This is a genomic window from Bacillus zhangzhouensis (assembly GCF_000715205.1).
Classification (GTDB): domain Bacteria; phylum Bacillota; class Bacilli; order Bacillales; family Bacillaceae; genus Bacillus; species Bacillus zhangzhouensis.
Map to the genome: position 1 here is coordinate 208112 of NZ_JOTP01000001.1, position 22701 is coordinate 230812.

Annotated in this window: 23 protein-coding genes; 17 read left to right on the plus strand and 6 right to left on the minus strand. The window is 43.6% G+C overall.

Going from position 1 to position 22701, the window contains the following annotated elements:
- Positions 1 to 18: 18 nt before the first annotated feature.
- Complete coding sequence (locus BA70_RS01055; protein WP_034317011.1) at positions 19 to 762, plus strand: IucA/IucC family C-terminal-domain containing protein; 744 nt, start codon at positions 19 to 21, stop codon at positions 760 to 762.
- Positions 763 to 777: 15 nt separating this feature from the next.
- Here BA70_RS01055 and BA70_RS01060 read toward each other — a convergent pair whose 3' ends face one another.
- A complete protein-coding gene (locus BA70_RS01060) occupies positions 778 to 1656 on the minus strand; it encodes an endonuclease I family protein (RefSeq protein WP_034317018.1) in 879 nt (292 codons plus the stop codon).
- A 171-nt stretch (positions 1657 to 1827) separates the two neighbouring features.
- On the opposite strand from BA70_RS01060, the gene BA70_RS01065 reads away from it, so the two are divergent.
- The 3 genes from BA70_RS01065 (at position 1828) to BA70_RS01075 (ending at position 5378) form a co-directional block, all read left to right on the plus strand.
- The gene (locus BA70_RS01065) at positions 1828 to 3063 is read left to right on the plus strand and encodes a pyridoxal-phosphate-dependent aminotransferase family protein (RefSeq protein WP_034317020.1); all 1236 of its coding nucleotides are present in this window, start codon (positions 1828 to 1830) and stop codon (positions 3061 to 3063) included.
- 85 nt (positions 3064 to 3148) lie between these two features.
- Positions 3149 to 4423 carry an MFS transporter gene (locus BA70_RS01070; RefSeq protein ID WP_275574573.1) on the plus strand — a complete coding sequence of 425 codons (1275 nt, stop codon included), beginning with the start codon at positions 3149 to 3151 and terminating at the stop codon, positions 4421 to 4423.
- A 226-nt stretch (positions 4424 to 4649) separates the two neighbouring features.
- Complete coding sequence (locus tag BA70_RS01075) at positions 4650 to 5378, plus strand: NPP1 family protein (RefSeq protein ID WP_034317026.1); 729 nt, start codon at positions 4650 to 4652, stop codon at positions 5376 to 5378.
- A gap of 249 nt (positions 5379 to 5627) precedes the next feature.
- Here the strand turns inward: BA70_RS01075 and BA70_RS01080 are convergent, their stop codons facing one another.
- Both BA70_RS01080 and BA70_RS01085 read right to left on the minus strand, forming a co-directional pair.
- The gene (locus BA70_RS01080; protein WP_034317029.1) at positions 5628 to 6785 is read right to left on the minus strand and encodes an oxalate decarboxylase family bicupin; all 1158 of its coding nucleotides are present in this window, start codon (positions 6783 to 6785) and stop codon (positions 5628 to 5630) included.
- 65 nt (positions 6786 to 6850) lie between these two features.
- Positions 6851 to 8020, minus strand: a complete 1170-nt coding sequence (locus tag BA70_RS01085; protein ID WP_034317031.1) for a PucR family transcriptional regulator — start codon at positions 8018 to 8020, stop codon at positions 6851 to 6853.
- 320 nt (positions 8021 to 8340) lie between these two features.
- Here BA70_RS01085 and BA70_RS01090 point away from each other — a divergent pair, with 320 nt between their 5' ends.
- The 4 genes from BA70_RS01090 (at position 8341) to yunB (ending at position 11842) form a co-directional block, all read left to right on the plus strand.
- Positions 8341 to 9192: a DUF72 domain-containing protein gene (locus BA70_RS01090; protein WP_034317033.1), complete on the plus strand. Its 852-nt coding sequence runs from the start codon at positions 8341 to 8343 to the stop codon at positions 9190 to 9192.
- Positions 9193 to 9255: 63 nt separating this feature from the next.
- On the plus strand, positions 9256 to 10629 hold the full coding sequence (locus tag BA70_RS01095; RefSeq protein ID WP_034317035.1) for a bifunctional metallophosphatase/5'-nucleotidase: 1374 nt from the start codon (positions 9256 to 9258) through the stop codon (positions 10627 to 10629).
- A 67-nt stretch (positions 10630 to 10696) separates the two neighbouring features.
- Positions 10697 to 11002 (plus strand): YunC family protein, encoded by a 306-nt coding sequence (locus tag BA70_RS01100; RefSeq protein WP_034317038.1) that lies wholly within the window; start codon positions 10697 to 10699, stop codon positions 11000 to 11002.
- A gap of 69 nt (positions 11003 to 11071) precedes the next feature.
- Entirely contained in the window at positions 11072 to 11842 is a 771-nt protein-coding gene (gene yunB, locus BA70_RS01105) for a sporulation protein YunB (protein WP_078061617.1), read from the plus strand.
- A 34-nt stretch (positions 11843 to 11876) separates the two neighbouring features.
- Here yunB and BA70_RS01110 read toward each other — a convergent pair whose 3' ends face one another.
- On the minus strand, positions 11877 to 12818 hold the full coding sequence (locus BA70_RS01110) for a M23 family metallopeptidase (protein WP_239646609.1): 942 nt from the start codon (positions 12816 to 12818) through the stop codon (positions 11877 to 11879).
- A gap of 325 nt (positions 12819 to 13143) precedes the next feature.
- Between BA70_RS01110 and lipA the strand changes: the two genes are divergently transcribed.
- Positions 13144 to 14040: a lipoyl synthase gene (gene lipA / locus BA70_RS01115; protein ID WP_034317455.1), complete on the plus strand. Its 897-nt coding sequence runs from the start codon at positions 13144 to 13146 to the stop codon at positions 14038 to 14040.
- A 39-nt stretch (positions 14041 to 14079) separates the two neighbouring features.
- Here the strand turns inward: lipA and BA70_RS01120 are convergent, their stop codons facing one another.
- Positions 14080 to 14715 carry a YhcN/YlaJ family sporulation lipoprotein gene (locus tag BA70_RS01120; protein ID WP_034317043.1) on the minus strand — a complete coding sequence of 212 codons (636 nt, stop codon included), beginning with the start codon at positions 14713 to 14715 and terminating at the stop codon, positions 14080 to 14082.
- A 120-nt stretch (positions 14716 to 14835) separates the two neighbouring features.
- Here BA70_RS01120 and BA70_RS01125 point away from each other — a divergent pair, with 120 nt between their 5' ends.
- The 3 genes from BA70_RS01125 to BA70_RS01135 are packed head-to-tail and all read left to right on the plus strand — an operon-like array spanning position 14836 to position 16357.
- Complete coding sequence (locus BA70_RS01125) at positions 14836 to 15111, plus strand: YutD family protein (protein ID WP_003213192.1); 276 nt, start codon at positions 14836 to 14838, stop codon at positions 15109 to 15111.
- A 19-nt stretch (positions 15112 to 15130) separates the two neighbouring features.
- Positions 15131 to 15565: a DUF86 domain-containing protein gene (locus tag BA70_RS01130; protein ID WP_034317046.1), complete on the plus strand. Its 435-nt coding sequence runs from the start codon at positions 15131 to 15133 to the stop codon at positions 15563 to 15565.
- Positions 15566 to 15583: 18 nt separating this feature from the next.
- Positions 15584 to 16357 (plus strand): TIGR01457 family HAD-type hydrolase, encoded by a 774-nt coding sequence (locus BA70_RS01135; RefSeq protein WP_105927420.1) that lies wholly within the window; start codon positions 15584 to 15586, stop codon positions 16355 to 16357.
- 45 nt (positions 16358 to 16402) lie between these two features.
- Here BA70_RS01135 and BA70_RS01140 read toward each other — a convergent pair whose 3' ends face one another.
- Positions 16403 to 16903 (minus strand): phosphatidylglycerophosphatase A family protein, encoded by a 501-nt coding sequence (locus BA70_RS01140; RefSeq protein WP_025094161.1) that lies wholly within the window; start codon positions 16901 to 16903, stop codon positions 16403 to 16405.
- A gap of 115 nt (positions 16904 to 17018) precedes the next feature.
- Here BA70_RS01140 and yutH point away from each other — a divergent pair, with 115 nt between their 5' ends.
- From yutH to thrB, 5 genes are all read left to right on the plus strand, one after another.
- Positions 17019 to 18059 (plus strand): spore coat putative kinase YutH, encoded by a 1041-nt coding sequence (gene yutH, locus BA70_RS01145; protein ID WP_034317052.1) that lies wholly within the window; start codon positions 17019 to 17021, stop codon positions 18057 to 18059.
- A 74-nt stretch (positions 18060 to 18133) separates the two neighbouring features.
- Positions 18134 to 19102: a 2-hydroxyacid dehydrogenase gene (locus tag BA70_RS01150; RefSeq protein ID WP_034317055.1), complete on the plus strand. Its 969-nt coding sequence runs from the start codon at positions 18134 to 18136 to the stop codon at positions 19100 to 19102.
- Positions 19103 to 19325: 223 nt separating this feature from the next.
- Positions 19326 to 20627 carry a homoserine dehydrogenase gene (locus tag BA70_RS01155; RefSeq protein ID WP_034317058.1) on the plus strand — a complete coding sequence of 434 codons (1302 nt, stop codon included), beginning with the start codon at positions 19326 to 19328 and terminating at the stop codon, positions 20625 to 20627.
- The gene (gene thrC / locus BA70_RS01160; protein ID WP_034317061.1) at positions 20627 to 21688 is read left to right on the plus strand and encodes a threonine synthase; all 1062 of its coding nucleotides are present in this window, start codon (positions 20627 to 20629) and stop codon (positions 21686 to 21688) included. The genes BA70_RS01155 and thrC overlap by 1 nt, the downstream gene beginning before the upstream one ends.
- Entirely contained in the window at positions 21685 to 22605 is a 921-nt protein-coding gene (thrB, locus tag BA70_RS01165) for a homoserine kinase (RefSeq protein WP_034317064.1), read from the plus strand. Before thrC ends, thrB begins: the two co-directional genes overlap by 4 nt.
- The last annotated feature ends 96 nt before the right edge of the window (positions 22606 to 22701 follow it).

Sequence of the window (22701 nt, forward strand, 5' to 3'; positions counted from 1 at the left end):
AAAGATGGGGGTTTTGATATGAGGCCAGAGTGGGTTGAGAGAGAATTACTTGATTTCGGGGTACACATCACAAAGGGACCAATGACATCTGATCGCACACTTGCTGCGCTTTTTTCAGAAGAATCCGTCACGCGTTTATTGGAAGCTGAAAAATCAGCCATGCACGCACCAAATCTAGCAGTGGCGGCCTCTATGTTTTCAAAGCGCTATGCATACTTAGCTGTTAGTTCCACTTTGTACCTGATGACGATGTATGACGGTGTCTATCAGTTTTCACCGGCGGCCTGTGCATTTAGAGAGGATCGTAAAATCGAAATTGATGAGACGGCGTGTTCATTTGTGCAGCTGGATGGAGATCATCATGAGTGGAGAGAGCAGGTTGTACGCAAGCTGTTTACGCAGTGTGTCACACCTCTTCTAGACGTGCTGAACCGCACATCAAGACTTCCATATTCTATTTTGTGGGAGAATGTAGCGGTTCGTATCAACTCTCTTTACCGCAGCATGATACGGGAAACTGAAGAGCCTGCGGTGAAACAGCGCGTTCAGGAGGATTATCTTTTTCTGAAGCAAGCGGCTGGGGATGTATTTGGAGCTCAGCAAAATCCTTTTCAACACAGTTTAAACTTAGACGACAGTTTACTGGAAACATCTAATCGAAAGACTTGTTGTATGTATTATAAGCTGGAGAAAAAATCGGAGAGTCTTGATTATTGTCTCGTCTGTCCGCTTGAAAAAAAGAAAGGCACTGCTTGTTCATAGCAGTGCCTTTTTGTTTTATTCCCAAATCGCGCTTGCCCATTCAGGGTGATCGATGAAAGGGTTGCGGTTGTGCTGATATGTTTGATAAATGATCTCGTTGCGATTCCGTTCGATTTGATCGACTGGATCTTGCTTGTGCCATTTCAGAAGCACGGACATTTTGCCGTGAAGAGGGGCGCTTCCATTATTCACTTTGTTGTTCAACTCTAAATCTGGAAAGCGGTCATCACCTTCATATCGAACCGCCATATAAAAGAGCATTCTCGCCACATCCCCTTTGACCCGGCTGTGAGGTTCGAAGGAGTCGCTATCGTAGAAGTTGCCAGGCGCTCCTTTGTATTCATTTCCACCTATGTCGAAATCTAAATTTCCGCGTGTGCTATTCGTTTGCACATCTGTCGCACGAAGGTGATGGAGATCTGTCCCAGGTCCTTGGCTTGTCCCAAAATTGCCATGAGACTTTGCCCACACATGCTCTCTATTCCACTGGCCGACATTTCCACCACTCGCTTGCTTTGAGCGGGAGACTCCGCTATAGAGCAAAAGAACATTGTCTGGATGATTTGGATCTTCGTCTGTATTCTTTAATGCATTCCATACCTCATTGTAGGATAGCTGCGTATGATCATCGATAATATCGTGTAAAGCTTTCTTAAGAGCGGGTCCTGATTTGCCAGTAGCAGATTGGTAATAGGAATCGATTTGATTTGTGGCGGTTGTTTGCGCTTGTTGAGCAGATGTTTCGGTTTGAAGCTGTAACGGGGAAAAGGTGATCGTTTGGCTCGGTTCATTTAGAGAGAATCCTTGAGCATTCGCAGCTGGAGGCAGCGGGGTGGCTAACGTCCCGAAAATCATGATCCCGGCGGCCACAGTTCCAAACAATGTTCTTTTCATTCTATTTCCTCCTTGATAGAGAATGTATTCTCTTTATTTCTATCATATTGTCATGAAGAAATAAATGGATTTATCGTAAATTTTATGTAATCAATTCGTGAGAAAAGAGATTGCTATTTTAGAAGTATTGCTGTATAAGTGGGCATATAAGCATGGACAGCAAGGGAGAGGATGGATAACGTGAAAGAACTGCAAACACCTTCGAGAACCATTATGACACCAGGACCTGTTGAAGTAGACCCGAGAGTGCTGCGTGTGATGAGTACACCGATTCTCGGTCAATTTGATCCTGCATTTACACAGATTATGAATGAAACCATGACCTTATTGCGGTCACTTTTTCAAACAGAAAATGAATGGGCTTATCCGATTGATGGTACGTCACGTTCAGGGCTTGAAGCTGTACTTGCCAGTGTGATCGAGCCTGGAGATCTAATGCTTGTTCCTATCTTTGGACGCTTCGGTCATTTGCTCATTGAAATAGGGCAGCGCTATGGTGCTGAGGTACATACAATGGAATGTGAATGGGGAACCGTTTTTGAACCTGGCGACATCATCCATGAAATGAAACGAGTCAAGCCTAAAATCGTCGCGATGGTCCATGGTGAAACATCCACGGGGAGATTGCAGCCATTGCAGCAAATTGGTGAAGCGTGCCGAGCGCTTGATGCTCTTTTCATTGTAGACGCCGTGGCAACAATTGGCGGGGTCGAGGTCAAGGTGGACGAATGGAAGATTGATGCGGCGGTTGGCGGTACACAGAAATGCTTGTCTGTTCCATCAGGCATGTCTCCTATCACATATAATGACCGGGTGGCGGCTGTCGTTGAATCGAGAAAGAAAGTAGAAAAGGGGATTGCGACACAGGACGAACTGCAAGAACAGATGGATATTTCTCCAATCAAAAGCAATTACTTTGATCTAAGCCAGCTGCAAGATTATTGGAGCCCAAGGCGATTAAATCATCATACGGAAGCGACAACCATGCTTTATGCACTTAGAGAAGGGGTTCGACTTGTGCTGGAAGAAGGGCTAGATGAACGTTTTCAGCGTCACTTGTTTCATGAAAAAGCTTTAATGAAAGGTCTTGAAGCGATGGGGCTTGAATTATTTGGTGATCCGGGTTGTAAAATGCCGGTTGTGACATGTGTTTTGATCCCAAGTGGTATTGATGGCGAAGCGGTACGTGCCGATCTGCTCCATCATTTTGGAATTGAAATTGCGAGTTCATTTGGACCGCTTGCGGGGCGTATATGGAGAATCGGCACAATGGGCTATAGCTGCCGAAAGGAAAACGTTCTGTTTGTTTTAGCAGGACTTGAAGCGATGTTGATCAAATACGGCGCGGCCATTACATGCGGAGCAGGGCTACAGGCGGCTCTTTCTATCTATGAACAAGCTGAATAAAGTGATTTCCCATACTCGCATCTGCGGGTATTTTTTTATTTGGAAAAGAACCCTAATTTTTGAAAAACTAGACTAATAGACGACGATATCGCTATACTGGAGAAGTTCTTATCATTTTTGTCAGCATTTTCATTTATTTTGCAGAAAGAGGTTTTTTGATATGAAAAAGAAGGGCAGATTATACATTTTGATGCTCAATATTTTTATTGCCATGCTTGGCTTTGGCCTCATTGTTCCTGTCATGCCAAGTTACATTGAAGCCTTTGGCGCAACAGGAAAAACACTTGGTTTTCTCGTTGCTGCAACGGGTCTTACACAATTTGCTTTATCACCGATCGCCGGTGTACTGACCGATCGATTTGGACGGAGAAAATTGATTATTGCTGGGATTGCTGGCTTCACCATTGCCCAATTTATTTTTGCGTTTGCCGATCAGCTTTGGATGCTGTTTGTGTCTCGGTTTTTAGGCGGAGCTGCAGGGGCGTTGCTGATGCCGGCTATGTTTGCATACATCGCCGATATCACAAGTGAAAAGGACCGGGGGAAAGGGATGGGCCTATTTAGTGCAGCGATGACACTAGGTTTTGTCATTGGACCAGGCGTAGGCGGATATTTGGTTGAGTTCGGAATCGCTTTTCCTTTTCTTATCGCAGGTTCTTTTGCAGCACTTTCTACCTTGTTATCCATCCTGTTTTTACCTGAAACACTAACAAAGGAAAAGCAGGAAGAAGCGCGGTTGAACAAAGACATTCATTTCAATCCTTTTGTACAGATGACTCATGCTTTAAAGACATCCTATGGCTTTTTGTTTATATTGGCCTTTGTCCTCAATTTTGGCATCATTCATTTTGAATCGATTTTCGGTCTATATGTAGACCAAAAACACGGATTTACACCGAAAGATATAGCGTTTGTGATTACGGTGGCCGGACTTGCAGGAGTACTTGTCCAAGGTGCGTTAGTGAATACCTGTGTGAAACGATTTGGCGAGATGCGTGTCGTGCGTTATGCGCTGCTAGGTGCGGCTATCATGCTGATTGCCTGCCGTTTTGCGCCGTCTTTTTGGTTGATCTTTACAGGTTCGATTTTATTTTTGTCGGCTACCTCTTTTGTTCGTCCAGCCCTCAATACATTACTGTCTAAGATGGCGGGGAATCAGCAAGGGGTAGCAGGCGGTCTCAATACATCCTTTATGAGTCTTGCCAATATCGTCGGACCGAGTCTTGCGGGCATTTTATTTGATGTGAATATTGAGCTTCCTTTTATGTTTGGGACACTTGTGCTTTGCGCCAGTTTTATTGCATCTATCGTATGGGCGAAAAAAGTAGAACATACTCATGCGATGCCAAGAAGATTGTAGTTGATCTACAGTCTTTTTTATTGAATACAGTCTATTTAGAAAAATTCCAATGAGAACTAGTATATATTTGATCTAGGTAATAAGAGTAATCTATAAACGTTTGTTAATAGAATACTGAATTATACATTTTGTGCAAAAAATGATTGATAGGGATTTTCTGCAATGGTAACATCAATCTCGACAGCATGAGGCAACTGAAAAATCAAGACAAAAGGGGATTGAGAGAATGAAGAAGTTTATTTTTGCCATGATCTTATTTGTCGGCACCCTATTTAGTGCAGCGGTGCCACCAGCAGTTCATGCGGCAGAGATTGATCATGACAAAGTGGTTGGTTTTAGGGAAGTCAGCCCAACAACGGTTACCCAAAAAGCTGCGAAAAAGTTTCAGCCTTATCTGAAAGTATGGCATGGGTGTGTGCCATTTCCAGCTGTAGATGCTGCTGGAAACACAAGCAGAGGATTAAACATAAGCGGTTCACATAATGGAGGCTGCAGCAGCAATATTGGTCAAGTATATTCACGTTCAGATTGGTACAATGGCAACTGGGCGATGATGTATGCTTGGTATTTCCCAAAAGATAATCCTTCTCCAGGCTTTGGTCATCGTCATGATTGGGAATCCATTGTTGTTTGGATTGATAACCCAGCTGTTGCCAACCCGCGTGTATATTCCATTGCCTATTCTGGTCATGGGCAGTATAAAAAAGTAGCACCAAGTGCGGCAAGTATTTTAGGGACAAATCCATTGGTAGGCTATGATAGCAACTGGCCATTGAATCACGAGTTAAACGTAAGCGGCAATGTGAGCGGAAAAGGAATGCAGCCTTTAATTGGCTGGGATGATTTGACGCCTGCTGCAAGACACGCATTGAATACAACAAACTTTGGAAGTGCAAACGTACCGTTCAAAGACAGTAACTTTAAAAACAATTTAGCAAAAGCTTGGTACCGATAACTTTAACGTCCTAAAACAATGATAGAAAACGCAGATTGTTGACAAAGGGCTAAAATGATCATTATTTTAGCCCTTTGTCTGCTTTTTTTCAGCGTGATAGAAAACCTTTGCAGTCTAGGAAGGACGAGTACCGGAGCGAATTTGAGATTCGTGAGCACCGACACGCAGGACTGACACCGAATGCGAGGGTTTGTCTACACCCTGAACCGATCATATAAAAACGATCGGTTTTTTTAAAACAAGCTAGCATCATCTCTCATATTTAACGACAGGGGATTTTTCCTTATGAAGCGCACGAATCAAAGCATCATCTACATGTAAATGCTCTTTCACTAGTTGAGGAGGGGTTAAGGCCAGCCACTGATTCAAAGAGATATCTGCGAACCGATCACTTTTAAAAATTTCTAGAAACCAAAGGCTCGTTTGGCCGATATTTTGTATGTAGTGCCCCATACCAAAAGGAACATAGCCGACATCACCTGCTCTGTAATTAAAGGTGCGAGCAGTCCCGCCCGCTCCAAAGACCGTCATTTTGGCTGTACCGGTTAAATAGTATTGCCACTCGTCATTATTAGGGTGCCAGTGCATTTCTCTCATGCCTCCAGGTTTCACTTCAACAAGCGCAGCCGCAATGGTTTTAGAAACCGGGAAATTGCGTGAATCGACGATTCGTACTGTTCCGCCAGACGTCGTGATTGGCTTTTGACGAAGAAGCCGGTACGTAAAGGGCGGTTCTATACTGCCATATGGATCAGGTACTTTCTGACTTTCCAATGATGCCGGCGGAGAGCCTTGAAACATATAGCGCTGCTTATTCGGAATGTGGTCGAACTGTTTCTCTGAAACGCCAAAATTGGCGGAAAGAATGTCTTTCGGTGTATGGGCAAACCAGTCTGTGATGGTGAACGTATCAAATTCAGAAAAAGTGCCATCATCAAAAACTAGAAGAAACTCACAGCCACCCTCAAGACCTTGAATGGAGTGCGGAATGCCAGGCGGAAAATACCACAAATCTCCTTCTTCTACATCAGCGATCATATTTCGTCCTTCTGCATCCACAGATGTGATCCGGGCTTTGCCTAAAATCATATACGCCCATTCCGCCTGCTTATGCCAATGAAGCTCACGAACGCCTCCGCGTGTAAGCCGCATGTTTACACCAGCAACAGTTGTTGAAACAGGCAGCTCTCGCTCCGTGATTTCCCTCGACCAGCCGCCATGATTCAAGTGCATATGCGTATCTGAATATGAAAATTTTAAGTTAGGGATCGTCCCGGCATCGGTTTTAGGAGGAACCAGCATATCTGGATTCTCCATATCTCGAAGGACGTCTCGCGGTCCTAAATCGGTTGCACCGGCGCCATCTTCTCGAATCGGCTGCGGGATGTGACGAAGCTCCTCATCCATTTGTCACCACTCCTCGTGTCTCACTTTTTCTCCTCCAAACTATATGAAGCTCCGGAAAAAAAGATTCAATAAGAATGGGAGGAGAGATACATTTGAATGCGTAAAGCTAAGCGAAGCCGCAATGTTGCGTCAGGGTCTTTTAGGTTGATTCGAAGCAATTCCTCGCACTTTTCCAGTCGATAAATCACAGTGTTGCGATGAACATATAAACGCTTGGCTGTTTCTGAAATGTGGCAATGTGTTTCTAAATATACAGATAAGGTGTGGAGAATACTTTGGTCGACTAGTGATGGTTCATATAATGGGTGAAGGTGCAGTTGGTGGAACGTGACTAAATCCTTTCTTGGAATCAGCTTCAATAAATCTGGCACGTCCTTTGCCTGATAGAACTGAATATATTCAGTCTGCGATGAGAGCTGGCCTGCTTGAAAAGCATCCAATGCCTCCCTATAGCCCTCATGCAGATGAGTGATGAGATGTCCCGTCAGGCTCACACCAAAGGAAATGGTACCATTCACATATTTTTTCACGAGCAGCTGCAATTGTTTTAAAAAAGAGATGAGCATGCCGCTTACCTCAGACCAGCTGCCTGTCTCTTCCATCAATAGAATACCCATATCACCTTTGACAAACAGAAAGGCGGGAAATGGACAGCTTGGAAGTGCGCTTTCAAGCAAATCAACCACTTGATCTAAAACGATTTGCTGCTCAATGACACACGTGGAATCACTACTCTGATCAAACTGACAGACCATACATAAATAGGTGCTTCCTGTGCTTAATCCAAACGACTGTGCAAGGCGGACAACGTCTTGCTCGGAAGACATCGAACCTTCTATCCATCTGCGAAACCCTTCATTTCGGGCTCGCTTGGCCGTTTGTTCGATGGCGTGTTGCTTCATTCGTGCAATAGACAATTCATTTACTGCTTGTTCAATCATCACATGCAGTTCTTTTTCCTGTGGTGGAATGAAGGAAGGAATCACTAAATAATCACATGTTTGTTCGGTGATATAAATGGGAAAGACGGAAAAGGTTTGCTTAGCATGTACCATAGAAAAATAATGGCTTGTCGTGCTCTGAAAAAAGTGAAGGACTTGGATCAACTCTGGACTTGTCATCATTGTGTGTGTGGTGTAGAGAATGCGTCCATGACGATTCAGCAAATAGGCAGGTTTGTGAATACTTTGGGTCATTTTTTTAAATGCTTCAACATGATTATCGGCCATGTTCATATCCACTCAATCTCCTTTATTGAGAGCCAAAGCTGTTGGTGAAGATGAATAAAAAAATGGACAAACGCTGTCAACATCTCTGATATGCATTATGTTATCAGCTAAAATCATTTTACATAGAAAGTTGTCAACTAATATCACAAGCAAACAGGGTGGGCTGGACACAATCGCATGCCATCAGTCATCTTCATTCAGAATTACGGGCAAATGTGATATGTTGTAGACAGAAGAATTTCTTTCAGAAATATGGGTATCCCAAGAGACAAAGGCTTTGATGTGAGAAAGCCGCCTATACCCGTAAGTGGCAAGAGGTGAGATACATGATTTATATCGGATTAACTGGCTGGGGGGATCATGACAGTCTTTACCCGCCAAAAATAGGAAGCGCTCAAAAGCTGTTTCACTACGCGTCAACGTTCCCTATTGTGGAACTGGATGCAAGCTTTTATGCTGTTCAGCCTGAGCGCAATCATGAAAAATGGATAAAGGATACACCGGACACCTTTCAATTTGTCGTGAAAGCATACCAAGGAATGACCGGACATCAAAGAGGCGAGATTCCTTTTGCTTCGAAGGAAGAAATGTTTGACGCTTTTATCCTCTCAATGACTCCGCTCATTCGAGAAGGGAAGCTGGCCATGGTCCTGTTTCAATTTCCACCATGGTTTGATTGCAAAAAAGAGCATGTCCAATATTTAAGATGGTGTAAGGAAAAGATGGGTGACATTCCGTGTGCCCTCGAATTCCGAAACCGGACATGGTTTTCAAACGAATTTTATAAGCAAACCTTGTCCTTTATGGAGAATGAAGGGTGGATTCATTCCGTCTGTGATGAACCACAAGTCGGAGAAGGATCCATTCCGCCAGTCATACATGCCACACACCGTGATAAAACATTAGTCCGTTTTCACGGAAGAAATAAACAGGGCTGGCTTCACCCGGCAGACCATGAGAACTGGCGAGAAGTACGTTACTTATATTTATATAATGAAGTTGAATTAAAGGAATGGAAAAAGAATCTCGACATCCTGCATCAGCAATCGAAAGATGTATATGTCGTGTTTAATAATAACTCCGGCGGAGATGCAGCGGCGAATGGCCAGCAAATGATTGATTTGCTGGATATTACCTATTCAAGCTTATCTCCGAAGCAGTTAGATTTATTTAGTTAAATGAGAGCTGCGGCTTTCAAGCTGAATGAAACGGTTCAGTGACAACTTGAGGGAGAGATCAACATGCTGCAGAAGCTATGGTTATATCATACAAACGACTTGCACAGCCACTTTGAGAACTGGCCAAAAATCGCAGCTTATATTGAAGAAAAGCGTCAAGTTCACGATCAGATGCTTTTGTTTGATATTGGCGACCATATGGACCGAGTGAACCTAGTGTCAGAAGCTGATTATGGAAAGGTAAACGTCAAGCTCCTCAATCAGCTTAGCTATGATGGGGTCACAATTGGGAATAATGAAGGCATTACGCTGCCTCATGATCAACTGGATCAATTATACAAAGAGGCTCAATTTCCAGTGATTCTGTCTAATTTATTTGAGAAAGGGAAAAGACCATCGTGGGCAAAGCCTTATCATATGATCACAATGAAAAATGGCCTGAAGATATGCCTCTTAGGGGTAACGATTGCTTATACACCTGTATATGAAAAGCTTGGCTGGGACATTACAGACCCGTTTGACAGCATACGGGACATGCTGCAAGAAGTACAAGGACAGGCTGATGTGATTGTGCTCCTTTCCCATCTTGGTATCATCCATGATCGGGAGGTAGCTCATGATTTTCCCGAAATCGACATCATCCTAGGCTCACACACGCATCACCTGTTAGAACATGGTGAGATGGACAATGGTGTACTTCTTGCATGTGCTGAAAAGTATGGGCATTACATTGGCTGTGTAGAGCTGACCATTGACACAACGCGCAACGAGCTTATAGAGAAAAAAGCGACAGTGCAATCAGTGGATCAGCTCATTAGTGAATCGGATGAAGCCATCACAACCTTACAGCAAGCTGAAAGAAGAGCAAAATCACTCATGCAGGAAAAAGTGACATCGATCGAGACGAAGCTTGAAACAAAGTGGTTCGATGAATCTCCGCTTCCTCAGCTGTTAACAGATGCCATTAAAGAATGGTGCGGGGCAGATATCGGCATGATGAATGCAGGCATGTTGCTTGATTCATTAGAGGCTGGTGTTGTGACAAGAGAAGAGATCCACCGAATATGTCCGCATCCAATTAATCCAATTCGGGTGACGCTTACCGGTAAACAGCTGCTAGAAACCGTTCGACGGGCATGTGAAGAAAAAATGGAACAGCTGCGCATCAAAGGCTTCGGCTTTAGAGGTGAGTTGATGGGGAAAATGCTATACAGCGGACTCACCTATACATTAGAAGAAGGCGAAGCCAGACGGGTGAAAGAAGTCTTTGTCCATGGTCAATTAATCAAAGAGGATGATTCATATACGATTGGCACAGTAGATATGTATACACTCGGCTCCCTGTTTCCTCATATACGTGACCATGAACATATTGAATATTTCATGCCGGAATTTTTACGTGATGTGCTGAGCTGGCGCTTGAAGGAAGCAAGATGAAATCCGCTTCAGCCTAACAACACTCGCCCTCCCTTCACATAGATTGTGATGAAGGGAGTGAAGGGATTTGGTGAATTTAACACCGATTACAATTGATGGCCATTCCTTTACAGCCGTCACCGTCAAACTGCCGAAGACCAATTTTATGGCAGTGACAAACGAGCATGGTTATATTATGTGCGGTGCACTTGATGTCGGGCTCTTAAATGAAAAGCTTGCAGATAGAGGAATCATCGCAGGAAGAGCGGTCGGTGTGAGAACCATCGAGCAATTGCTTGATGCACCTTTAGAATCTGTGACATACGCCGCAGAAGCGCTAGGCATTCCAGCTGGAACAATCGGCAGAGACGCATTATTAAAAATGGTGAAATAAAATGGAGAGATGATTCCTATCCCCCCGCCTGTCTGCATACACTTGTAATGGAGAAGGGGGGATTTTTTATTGAGAATGAACCGCCGTTATCGCCCCTACAAAAAGGGCCCTTTGCCGTTTCGTTACGTCATGCTACTTGCCATATTATTTTTTGTGCTCTCAACGGTCATTAGTCTATTCTTCATTAACCGTTCTATTAAACCAACTCTGATTCACATTGCTGAACTAGAAACAGAGCGAATCGCCAATCATCTGATTCAATATTCTGTTCAAGATTTTGCAGACGATCAGGAGAATATGAAGGATATGGTGGTGATGAATACAAGCGAGAACGGAAAAGTGACGACGATCGATTTCAATGCGCAAGCAACATCGAAAGCAATGGCTGACCTATCACGTCACCTTCAAAAAAATTTAGAGGACATTGAAAAGGGGAATTTTCAAAAGGAAGCGAAAGAGGCATTAAAAGATCAAACAGATGGCCATGACGGCATTATATACAATATTCCACTTGGGCAAGCGTCTGGAAATGCACTGATCGCAAACCTAGGACCAAAAGTGCCTGTACGATTTAGTGTCATTGGTGACCCGCATACGGATGTTGAAAAAAACATCAAGCCTTATGGCATTAACAATGCCTTGATTGATATTAGTGTTCTGATTGAGGTGAAGGTGAGAGTCATCATTCCGTTTGCATCTGAAACGATCGTCGTCAAAAATTCCGTGCCTGTCTCCATCCAAGCCGTTCAAGGAGATGTCCCAGATTATTATAATGGCAGCGGGACAAATTCCGGTGCTCCATCGATTGTTCTGCCAGAGAAAAAGAAGAAAGAAGAGTAACAGCCCAAGAAGTCATTGGGCTGTTTTTTTATGATTATCGTTTCCGCTCAGCTCTTTCCCACGCGCGCAGATGAGGATATGGATCAAATGACCATTCGGTTCGTCCGTTGTCCTTATACATGCCATAGTGAAGGTGTGGAGGAAACTTTCCTGCTGTGCCGGGAGGGCCGTAACCGGAGCTTCCGACAGACCCAATGACCTGTCCAGGTTCCACAATTAGGCCTGTCTTCAGTCCTTTTGCAAAGCCATTTAAATGAGCGAAATAATGATAATGATTATGAATATCTCGTATGCCAATCCGCCAGCCGCCAAAGCGGTTCCAGCCTTTCATTTCAATAACGCCATATGATGTCGCACGAACAGGAAGACCATAATGAGCAAATAAATCAGTGCCCTCATGGATTCTTCTGCCTCCAAAACCTCTTGCATCTCCCCATGTACTCCGGTAGCTGTAATCAGCTCCGACTGGAAGAGGAAATGCATGCTTTCCGAGGTCAAGATGGCCGTAATGCTTATATAGCTTCATAAAGGATGAAATGATTCCAACGGTTTGATCACGTCCATAATAGTCCCATAAGGCAATTTTTAATTGGTCGATGCTGCTGCCATAGTGAAGCAAGTATTGAGCAAACGTAAACAGTACATCTTCATCGTTATCGATTTCAGCTTTTCCATCCCCGTTGCCATCAAGCCCAATGCCGTCGAACACTTTAATGCTTAAGGGAGAGGTATCCTGCTTATTCGGGTTTTCTGGTCCAATCCACATTTCCCGGGGAATGTAGATGCCAATGACGCCTTTTTGTTTCGGTAAATCTCTTCTGCTTTTTCGAATATTGTGTTCATACTGATCAACAGCAGCAAGTACATACCATGGGACCTGTGTCGTGATGGCGACTTTTTCGTATAGTGCCATTCGCTGCTTCAACTCATCTGGCTGCTTGCTCGCCCCTTGTGCATGAACAGGTAAAGGTATCATTGAAAGAGCGATGATGATGGCTAAAACCACTTTCACAAACGTCCATCTCCTTTCTTCGAGCATCATCTTCTACCGTTTAGTGTGGTTAGATCGCTATATTTCATAAGAAGAAAATGTTAGTAATTTTCTTCTGATTTTTTAGGAGGCTTTTGGGTATTTTTGCAGCTCATTCTCTTGTTGTTCAATCTGTACTATGTTAAAGTGTCTAAAGAAAAGGCTTTAGGCCGAAGATTCAATTTTTTGTAGCTGCTGGCTGCATCCATCGTATATAGCAGGAAGATTTTTGTATATGCACCTTTAACGAATTCATATGGAGATGATGGAATTGGCAAAGAAGGAAGAGCACGTAAGAAAACCGGACTGGCTTAAAATTAAGTTGAATACGAATGAAAACTATACCGGTTTGAAAAAAATGATGCGGGAAAACAACCTGAATACTGTTTGTGAGGAAGCGAAATGTCCGAATATTCATGAATGCTGGGCAGTGAGAAGAACCGCTACATTTATGATCCTTGGTTCTGTTTGTACGCGCGCATGCCGTTTCTGTGCGGTGAAAACTGGACTTCCAACTGAGCTTGACCTGCAAGAGCCAGAACGCGTTGCAGATTCAGTGGCTTTGATGAATTTAAAGCACGCCGTTATAACAGCGGTTGCAAGGGATGACCAAAAAGATGGCGGAGCAGGCGTATTTGCTGAAACAGTGCGTGCCATTAGAAGAAAAAGTCCATTCACCACAATTGAAGTTCTCCCTTCAGATATGGGTGGCAATTATGATAACTTGAAAACGTTGATGGATACACGTCCTGACATTTTAAATCACAATATTGAAACAGTACGCAGGTTAACACCAAGGGTTCGTGCACGTGCTACATATGATCGTTCATTAGAATTCTTGCGTCGTGCAAAAGAAATGCAGCCTGACATTCCAACGAAATCAAGCATTATGATTGGACTCGGTGAAACAAAGGAAGAAATCATTGAAGTCATGGATGATCTTCTTGCTAATAACGTCGACATCATGGCGATTGGTCAGTATTTACAGCCTTCGAAAAAGCATTTGAAAGTTCAAAAATACTACCATCCAGATGAGTTTGCAGAGCTGAAGGAAATTGCAATGTCAAAAGGCTTTAGCCATTGTGAAGCTGGGCCGCTTGTCCGCTCTTCCTACCATGCAGACGAACAAGTAAACGAAGCGTCTAAAAAGCGTCAGGCGCAAGCATAACAAAGAAAACGCCAGAGCTCTCTGGCGTTTTTTCTCGTATTAATTTTGGCCGTAAGGGGCGTTTCTTCTCATGGTGCGGTCGGAATTCGTCATGCCATTTGCATCTTCTTGATTTGAAATATCCCCACCTTGAGGGGAATATTTCATTTGTTGAATCGTTTTTGTTAAAATTTGATCAAAATCACGTGAATTGGTTTGAAGACGTGAAAAATTGGCAATGGATTGAAAGTGCTCTGGGTTATCAGAGACGTATACATGATAATAACGAGGGAGAACGGAAACCGCCGTTTTCTTCACTTGATCGGCAGATTCATCTCTGTTTTTGTTTCCTGTACGATACACAATGAGTGCATCCTCATCTGTGACAAGTGTCGCTGCATCTTTGATGTTTGGCAGCTGTACAGCTAAACTTGTAATGACGTGGGCAAGGTGCTCGCGATTTAAAGCAGGTGTTTTTTCTTTCTGATCCGTTACTTGCTGCCGCTGATAACGAACATATCCTGCTCTATTTGTGTCTGCTTCTGGCATGTTAGAATTATTTCCTTCATGGCGATCAGACAACCGGATGGTTTTACTTGAAGAATCTTCATCCATCTGCTTGTTCATACCTGATTGAAAGCCGCACCCGCCTAAAAGCATGCAGAGGAGAATAGTGGCTGTCAGTTGTTTCATCATAAATGTGACCTCCTTTTTTCTTTAGCTTCGACTAAAACGGAAAAAACATGCTTTAGCAATTGATGGAGTTCTTCCAATGAATTATCATTAAAGATGGATCGTTTAAAAAGAGGTGAGAAGATGATCGTTATTCAGAATGCTACCTTTGATCTTGTGAGAGATATCAAAGACGGCTTTGATGAGGAAGCGTTTAAAGCAAGGTACTCAGATATTTTAAATAAGTATGATTATATTGTGGGTGATTGGGGCTACAATCAGCTTAGGCTGAAAGGGTTCTTTGATGACCAAAACCAAAAGGCCACATTTGATACAAAAATCAGCACACTCGATGAATACATTTATGAATACTGTAACTTTGGCTGTGCCTATTTTGTCTTAAAACGAATTAGAAAATAACGCAAAGGGGAGCGTCATGATGTATTTCGTAGACAGAAAGAAGATTGAAGAGACATTACGTTTTTTCGAAGAGCAATATGATTTGATGCGCAGTCATCAAACATGGACAAGTCCTCTAGAGAAAAAAGCGCTGGAACGAATCGTTCACCTGCTCGTCGAATGTATTCTTGATACGGGGAATGACATGATTGATGGCTTTATTATGCGTGATCCAGGAAGCTATGATGACATCATGGATATTCTTGTCGACGAAAAGGTCGTACCAAAAGAGGAAGGCAGCCAGCTGAAAAAGCTTGTCTCGTGCCGCAAAACGCTTGTTCAGCAATATCAGGAAGTGGATCATCACGACTTATTGCAGGTAATCAGCGAGGTAGAACAGGCGCTTCAAGTATTTCCGAACAGAATCCGCACCTATTTGGAACAGGAGCTTGGACCAGTATCAGCATTTAAATAAACCATTGGAGTTGTGAGCATCATGAAATACAAAGGCTATTTAATTGATTTAGACGGGACGATGTATAAAGGAACAGAAAAGATTGAAGAGGCTGGACAATTTGTTCACAAGTTAAATGAGTTGAACATCCCTTATTTGTTTGTCACGAATAACTCTTCACGCACCCCGAAGCAGGTAGCGGAAAAACTTGTTTCTTTCAATATTCCAGCAACGGAAGAACAAGTCTTTACAACAAGTATGGCGACGGCAAACTATATTGCGGAACAAAAGAAAGATGCGTCTGTTTACGTCATCGGCGAAGAAGGGATCAAGCAGGCCATTGAAGAAAAAGGGCTGACGTTTGGTCAGGAAGATGCTGATTTCGTTGTTGTTGGAATTGATCGAGGCATTACATATGAAAAATTAGCAGTAGGTGCAATTGCCATCCGTCAAGGAGCACAATTCGTTTCGACAAATGGCGATATCGCCATTCCAACGGAAAGAGGGCTGTTGCCAGGGAACGGCTCGTTAACATCTGTCCTGACAGTCACTACAACGGTGCAGCCAACGTTTATTGGAAAGCCAGAATCGATCATCATGGAACAAGCCATGCGGGTGCTCGGGACAGATGTATCTGAGACGCTCATGGTCGGTGATAACTATGATACCGATATTATGGCAGGGATGAATGCAGGAATGGATACATTGCTCGTTCATACAGGCGTGACCACAAAAGAGCTGCTTCAGCAGTATGACAAGCAGCCAACCTATGTCATAGATTCTTTATCCGAGTGGATCGAGCGATTATCATAATCAAAAAAGGGGACAAGCGTTAGACGCGCGTCCTCTTTTTTTGGTTTATTCCGCATTTCTCGCACTATGTGCCAATCTGCTTGATGCTGCTGCAGCAATGGCACCGACAATGTCATCTAAAAAGGTGTGACACTCGCCTGTGGATTTATCGTTGAGTTTTCCGAGAATTCCTGGTTTTTCTTTATCGATATATCCGTAATTTGTAAAGCCGATCGATCCATAAATATTGACGATGGCGAAGGACAAAATTTCATCGACGCCATACAAGCTTTCGTCTGTTTCAAGAATTGATTGCAGCGGCTCGGTCAGCTTCTTTTGCTCCGCTAGAACATCTAGTTCAACACCTGTTAAAATAGCATTTTGGACTTCACGTTTTGCGATGACACGCTCCACATTGTGGATGCACTCTGTCATGTCTAAGCCAGGATGATACTTTTCCTGTAAAAAGTAGACAAGGTCTGCTATATCTTGAATGGTTACGCCTCGCTCTTGTAAACGGCGTCTTGCTGTTTTTTCTACTTCGTTCATCTCATGATGATGCGGCATGTATTCCTCACCCAATCCTCGTAATTTGTCCACAACGTTGTGAAAAGTTTCGGATAGTAAATAGTATTCATAAATCCCTCAACCTGCGACTACGATATGATAAGAGACTGATCATATGAACGCAGGTGAAAACATGAAAGAAACCATTTATCACACATTTGGTATTGATGTTCGTCAATTTATGCCATATGGGAGCTATCAGAGCTTTCAAACGGCGAAGGCTCTCTTCCTCATTGTTCCAGTCTCTCATTTGCGAGAAGAAGAACTCACAGAGCTTTATCATATCAGTCAGTATTTACTGAATAACGGTGACCCATACGTCGCTGTATTTGAATTAACGAATGAAGAGAAACCGACCTTTACTCATGGGAAGGAGCTGTACACTTTATTAAAGGCAGCACCGCCGATCACAAGCCGATCGTTTCAGCCTGCGTCAGAGCTGGCGGCTTTTCATGTAAGGGGAAGAGGATTTCCGTATGAGGTATCTGAAACAAAACGGGTGGGGGCCTGGAAGGAATTATGGGCAAAACGGTTAGATCAACTGGAAGGCTTTTGGATGCAGCAAATGCATCAAAAACCGCTTGAACGGTTTGAAAAAAAATTCATTGAATCCTTTCCGTATTATCTTGGGTTAACGGAAAATGCCATTCAATATTTAGTTGATACAGAGCTGGATGATGAACCGAAAGAATGTGACTCAGGCACTGTCTGTCATCAGCGTTTTTCACGTATGACATGGCCGCATGAGCAGCCGCTTCGTTTACCTGTTGATTGGGTCTTTGATCATCCAACCCGGGATATTGCCGAATATTTAAGAGAAACCTTTGTCCAGCATAAGGAAGATTTAATTGAAGAAGGATTTTCCTTTCTGCAGCAATATGAGCAGGTTACACCCCTTTCATCCTTTTCAAAGCGATTGTTATACAGCCGCCTTTTGTTCCCGCTTCATTACTTTGAAATTGTAGAAGGCTACTACATGTCGGGAGAAAATGAAAAATCATATTATGAAGAGCGGTTAGATTACGTCTTAAATGATGCCAACCGCTATGAATATTTTCTCAAGGTTTTTCAAGAAATGAGTGCCATGCGTAGCGGAGGGAATCTCATTCCCCCCGTTGCATGGATTCATCAATCCGCTGATTTGAAGTTTCAGTGAACAAACGAAACGTCTCTTTTCTCTAGAGGCGTTTTTCGTTATGCTTAAAGAAATGAACCAAAGGAGTGTTCTTCTTGACGAAACCATATGTCTATATCACAAGAAAGCTAGATGAAGCATCACTTACACCATTAAAAGAAGTCGCTCATATTGAGATGTGGCCGAGCGAAGATGAGCCATGTCCACGAGAAGAGTTAGAAAAACAATCTGCTAAGGCTGATGGGCTTCTCACAATGCTGTCAGATCAAGTGGACGAGGCACTTTTATCAAATGCCCCGAATGTAAAAGTGGTCGCGAACCTTGCTGTTGGTTATGACAATATTGATCTTGGGGCAGCTAAAAAGCATGGTATCACAGTGTGTAATACACCAGACGTATTAACAGAATCCACAGCTGATCTAGCCTTCGCCCTGCTGATGGCATCAGCTAGACGGATTGTTGAGGCGAGTGACTGGATTAAAGAAGGAAAATGGACAGGCTGGGGACCGCTTCTTCTTGCCGGTGCCGATGTTCATCACAAAACCCTTGGGATTGTCGGAATGGGCAGCATTGGAACAGCGCTTGCCAAGCGGGCAGCGGGCTTTGATATGAAGGTGCTTTACCATAACCGTTCAAGAAAGCCGAAGGCAGAGGCTCAACTAGGTGTGACCTATGCCACCTTTGATGAACTGCTCACGCAGTCTGATTTCATCGTCTGTCTAACCCCTTTAACTCCGGAAACGAAAGATATGTTTAATGAAAAAGCATTTGATCTGATGAAAAACTCTGCTTATTTTATTAACGTATCAAGAGGACAGACTGTAGATGAGGATGCTTTATATGAGGCTGTTACTACAGGGAAAATTGCAGGAGCAGGCCTCGATGTATTTAGACAAGAGCCTGTCAGCCCGGCTCATCCGTTAACGACATTACCTAACGTGACGGTTCTCCCTCATATCGGAAGTGCAAGTGTTGAAACGAGAAAAACGATGATGCGTTTATGTGCTGAAAATATTGCGCTTGTCTTACAAGGTCAGCAGGCCAAAACGCCGGTTCATCCATAATGTAAGGCTTCCCGACTTTCGGGAGCTTTTCTTACAAAAATATTTTGAAAATATAGAATCTTGATATTAATAGCTGTTAAGCGGTTTCATTCTTACATTCTTATATTTTATTACCTTGTCAAAATGAGGATACCCCTTTATAATGTGTGTACATTGAATGTCTGTGTTAGGTTAACAAATGTCTTTTTAGAGAGGACATTTACGGAGAAAGGTGGAATTTCAGGTGAAGGCAATTCGAGTTGGACTACTAGGATTAGGAACAGTGGGGAGCGGTGTCGTTAAGATTATCCAAGATCATCAGGATAAATTAATGCACCAAATCGGCTGTCCGGTATTAATACAAAAAGTGCTTGTGAGCAATCCCGATAAAAAAAGAGATGTGGATGTAGCAAGAGAAGTCTTCACAACTGAAGTGTACGATGTGATTAAAGATCCAGAGGTCGACGTCATTATTGAAGTGATGGGCGGCATTGAAGATACAAAACAATATTTAATAGATGCGTTAAACGAGAAGAAACATGTCATTACAGCCAATAAAGATTTAATGGCGCTTTATGGAACGGAGCTTTTACATGTTGCGAAAGAAAATGGCTGTGATCTTTATTATGAAGCAAGTGTCGCTGGAGGGATTCCGATTCTGCGTACACTGGAGGAAGGATTAGCCTCTGACCGAATCACAAAGATGATGGGCATCGTGAACGGCACAACGAATTTTATTTTAACGAAAATGAATGTCAATAAAAGTGCATATGAAGATGTATTAAAAGAAGCGCAAGATCTCGGCTTTGCAGAAGCAGATCCAACAGCTGATGTAGAAGGACTGGATGCGGCAAGAAAAATGGCCATTCTTGCAAGACTCGGCTTTTCGATGAATGTTGATTTAGAAGATGTGAAGGTCAAAGGCATCTCTGACATCTCTGATGAGGACATTAATTTTAGCAAACGATTTGGCTATACAATGAAGCTGATCGGTATTGCCCAAAGAGACGGAGAGAAAGTGGAGGTCAGTGTACAGCCAACCTTACTCCCTGATCATCATCCGCTATCATCCGTCAACAATGAATTCAATGCTGTGTATGTCTACGGAAGTGCTGTGGGAGAAACGATGTTTTACGGACCTGGAGCAGGAAGTCTGCCAACGGCAACAGCTGTGGTTTCTGACTTAGTCGCAGTGATGAAAAACATGCGTCTTGGCGTGAATGGAAGCCGATTTATCGCAGCGCAATTTGAGAAGAAAATCAAATCATCATCGGAAGTCTTTGCTCAGCAATTCTTAAGAATTCATGTCAGAGATCAAGTCGGGGCATTCTCCCGGATTACATCTATTTTTTCTGAAAGAGGCATCAGCTTTGAAAAAATCCTTCAGCTTCCTGTGAAAGGTCAAGATGAGCTGGCTGAAATTGTGATTATTACACATCAGACTTCAGAAGAAGATTTCTCTAATATCCTGCAAAAATTAAACGATCTCGACGTGGTGGTTCAAGTGAAGAGCACGTACCGAGTAGAAGGGAACGGTTTAAGCTGATGAAGTGGAATGGACTCATTGAAGAATTCCAAGAATTCTTACCAGTAAACGAACATACACCCAAACTAACATTAAATGAGGGGAATACACCGCTGATCCACCTCGCCAAGCTTTCTGAAAAGCTGGGAATTGAGCTGTATGTGAAAACAGAGGGTGTCAATCCAACGGGCTCTTTTAAAGATCGAGGAATGGTCATGGCCGTCGCAAAGGCAAAAGAAGAAGGCAATGATACGATCATGTGTGCTTCGACAGGAAATACTTCAGCAGCGGCTGCGGCTTATGCAGCTCGCGCTGATATGAAATGTATTGTCATCATTCCAGATGGGAAAATTGCCTTCGGTAAGCTCGCACAGGCTGTGATGTACGGAGCAGAGATCATTGCCATTGACGGCAACTTTGATGATGCGCTTAAAATTGTTCGCAGCATCTGTGAAAAAGCGCCGATTGCACTCGTAAACTCCGTCAATCCTTACCGAATTGAAGGACAAAAGACAGCGGCATTTGAAATCTGTGAGCAGCTAGGCTCTGCGCCAGATGTATTGGCGATTCCTGTTGGAAATGCAGGGAATATCACAGCCTACTGGAAAGGCTTCAAGGAATATCATCAGCAAAAAGGAACTGGTCTGCCTGTTATGCGCGGTTTTGAAGCAGAAGGTGCAGCAGCGATCGTTCGAAATGAAGTAATTGAGCAACCAGAAACAGTAGCAACAGCCATTCGTATCGGAAATCCAGCGAGCTGGAAGCAAGCTGTTGCAGCTGCCGATGAATCAAATGGAAAAATTGATGAAGTGACAGACGAGGAAATTCTTCATGCGTATCAATTGATTGCACGTGAAGAAGGGGTGTTTGCAGAGCCAGGCTCATGTGCATCCATTGCGGGCGTACTCAAGCAGGTGAAATCTGGAGAAATCAAGCCAGGCAGTAAAGTCGTCGCTGTATTAACAGGCAACGGGCTGAAAGATCCGAATACGGCCATTGATATTTCACACATCAAACCGGTCACACTCGATGCAGATGAAGATCTAATTCTCGAACATTTAGAAAAGGCCGCACGCGTATGAGTGAAGCCTCCATGCTTTTTTCAATCACAGTACCGGGAAGCACTGCCAACTTAGGACCAGGCTTTGATTCAGTCGGAATGGCGCTCAGCCGCTATTTAAAGCTATCGGTCTATGACCATGATAGCTGGCTGTTTGAAGCAGAAACAGATGTCGTGTCTGGTATTCCATCAGGCACCGACAACCTCATTTATCAAACAGCCAAAAAGGTCGCAGATGACTTTGGAAAAACACTCCCGCCTGTTCATGTCAAAGTGTGGAGTGATATTCCATTGGCTAGGGGGCTAGGCAGCAGTGCTGCCGCTATCGTGGCCGCCATTGAGCTTGCCAATCAGCTGCTTGAATTGAATATGTCAGATGATCAGAAGCTCTTTTTTGCAAGTGAAGTAGAAGGTCATCCAGATAATGCTGGTGCTTCGCTATTTGGTGGCTTACTCATCGGCCTTCATGAAGAAGAGAAGACACATGCCGTCAAAGTGCAGCATGTGGATATAGATGTAGTCGTCGTTATTCCTTTTTATGAAGTGTTGACAAAGGATGCGCGTGATGTCCTGCCAGAGGATCTTTCCTATAAGCATGCCGTCAGTGCGAGTGCTGTGAGTAACGTGCTTGTCGCCGCCTTAATGACGCAGAACTGGCCACTTGTAGGGGAAATGATGAATAAAGATTTGTTTCATCAGCCTTATCGCACCATGCTTGTCCCAGAGCTGTCGAAGGTGGAGCATGTCGCTTCACTAAAAGGAGCGTATGGAACTGCATTAAGCGGTGCCGGGCCGACGATCCTTACCATCGTTGAAAAAGGGAAGGGAGACGCACTGAAAGAGCAGCTTGCCCAAAACTTCCCGCATTGTGAAGTAGACGTGCTGACGGTGCCAGTAGAAGGCGTCGTTGTCGAACATCATTCTGTTAATCAAGTGTAGAACGTGCGGTAAATACGCACGTTCCAGCGTGTAGACAAACCCTCGCATTCGGTGTCAGTCCTGCGCGCCGGTGCTCACGAATGTCAAATTCGCTCC

Bases quoted from the DNA above. Each gene is read 5' to 3' on its own strand.
- BA70_RS01130 (WP_034317046.1), top strand. From the start codon at position 15,131: ATGTATTTCGTAGACAGAAAGAAGATTGAAGAGACATTACGTTTTTTC.
- BA70_RS01095 (WP_034317035.1), top strand. From the start codon at position 9,256: ATGCTGCAGAAGCTATGGTTATATCATACAAACGACTTGCACAGCCAC.
- BA70_RS01140 (WP_025094161.1), bottom strand. From the start codon at position 16,903: ATGCCGCATCATCATGAGATGAACGAAGTAGAAAAAACAGCAAGACGC.
- thrB (WP_034317064.1), top strand. From the start codon at position 21,685: ATGAGTGAAGCCTCCATGCTTTTTTCAATCACAGTACCGGGAAGCACT.
- BA70_RS01120 (WP_034317043.1), bottom strand. From the start codon at position 14,715: ATGATGAAACAACTGACAGCCACTATTCTCCTCTGCATGCTTTTAGGC.
- BA70_RS01075 (WP_034317026.1), top strand. From the start codon at position 4,650: ATGAAGAAGTTTATTTTTGCCATGATCTTATTTGTCGGCACCCTATTT.
- thrC (WP_034317061.1), top strand. From the start codon at position 20,627: ATGAAGTGGAATGGACTCATTGAAGAATTCCAAGAATTCTTACCAGTA.
- BA70_RS01055 (WP_034317011.1), top strand. From the start codon at position 19: ATGAGGCCAGAGTGGGTTGAGAGAGAATTACTTGATTTCGGGGTACAC.
- yutH (WP_034317052.1), top strand. From the start codon at position 17,019: ATGAACGCAGGTGAAAACATGAAAGAAACCATTTATCACACATTTGGT.
- BA70_RS01085 (WP_034317031.1), bottom strand. From the start codon at position 8,020: ATGAACATGGCCGATAATCATGTTGAAGCATTTAAAAAAATGACCCAA.
- BA70_RS01060 (WP_034317018.1), bottom strand. From the start codon at position 1,656: ATGAAAAGAACATTGTTTGGAACTGTGGCCGCCGGGATCATGATTTTC.
- BA70_RS01080 (WP_034317029.1), bottom strand. From the start codon at position 6,785: ATGGATGAGGAGCTTCGTCACATCCCGCAGCCGATTCGAGAAGATGGC.
- BA70_RS01125 (WP_003213192.1), top strand. From the start codon at position 14,836: ATGATCGTTATTCAGAATGCTACCTTTGATCTTGTGAGAGATATCAAA.
- BA70_RS01110 (WP_239646609.1), bottom strand. From the start codon at position 12,818: ATGATACCTTTACCTGTTCATGCACAAGGGGCGAGCAAGCAGCCAGAT.
- BA70_RS01065 (WP_034317020.1), top strand. From the start codon at position 1,828: ATGGATAACGTGAAAGAACTGCAAACACCTTCGAGAACCATTATGACA.
- BA70_RS01090 (WP_034317033.1), top strand. From the start codon at position 8,341: ATGATTTATATCGGATTAACTGGCTGGGGGGATCATGACAGTCTTTAC.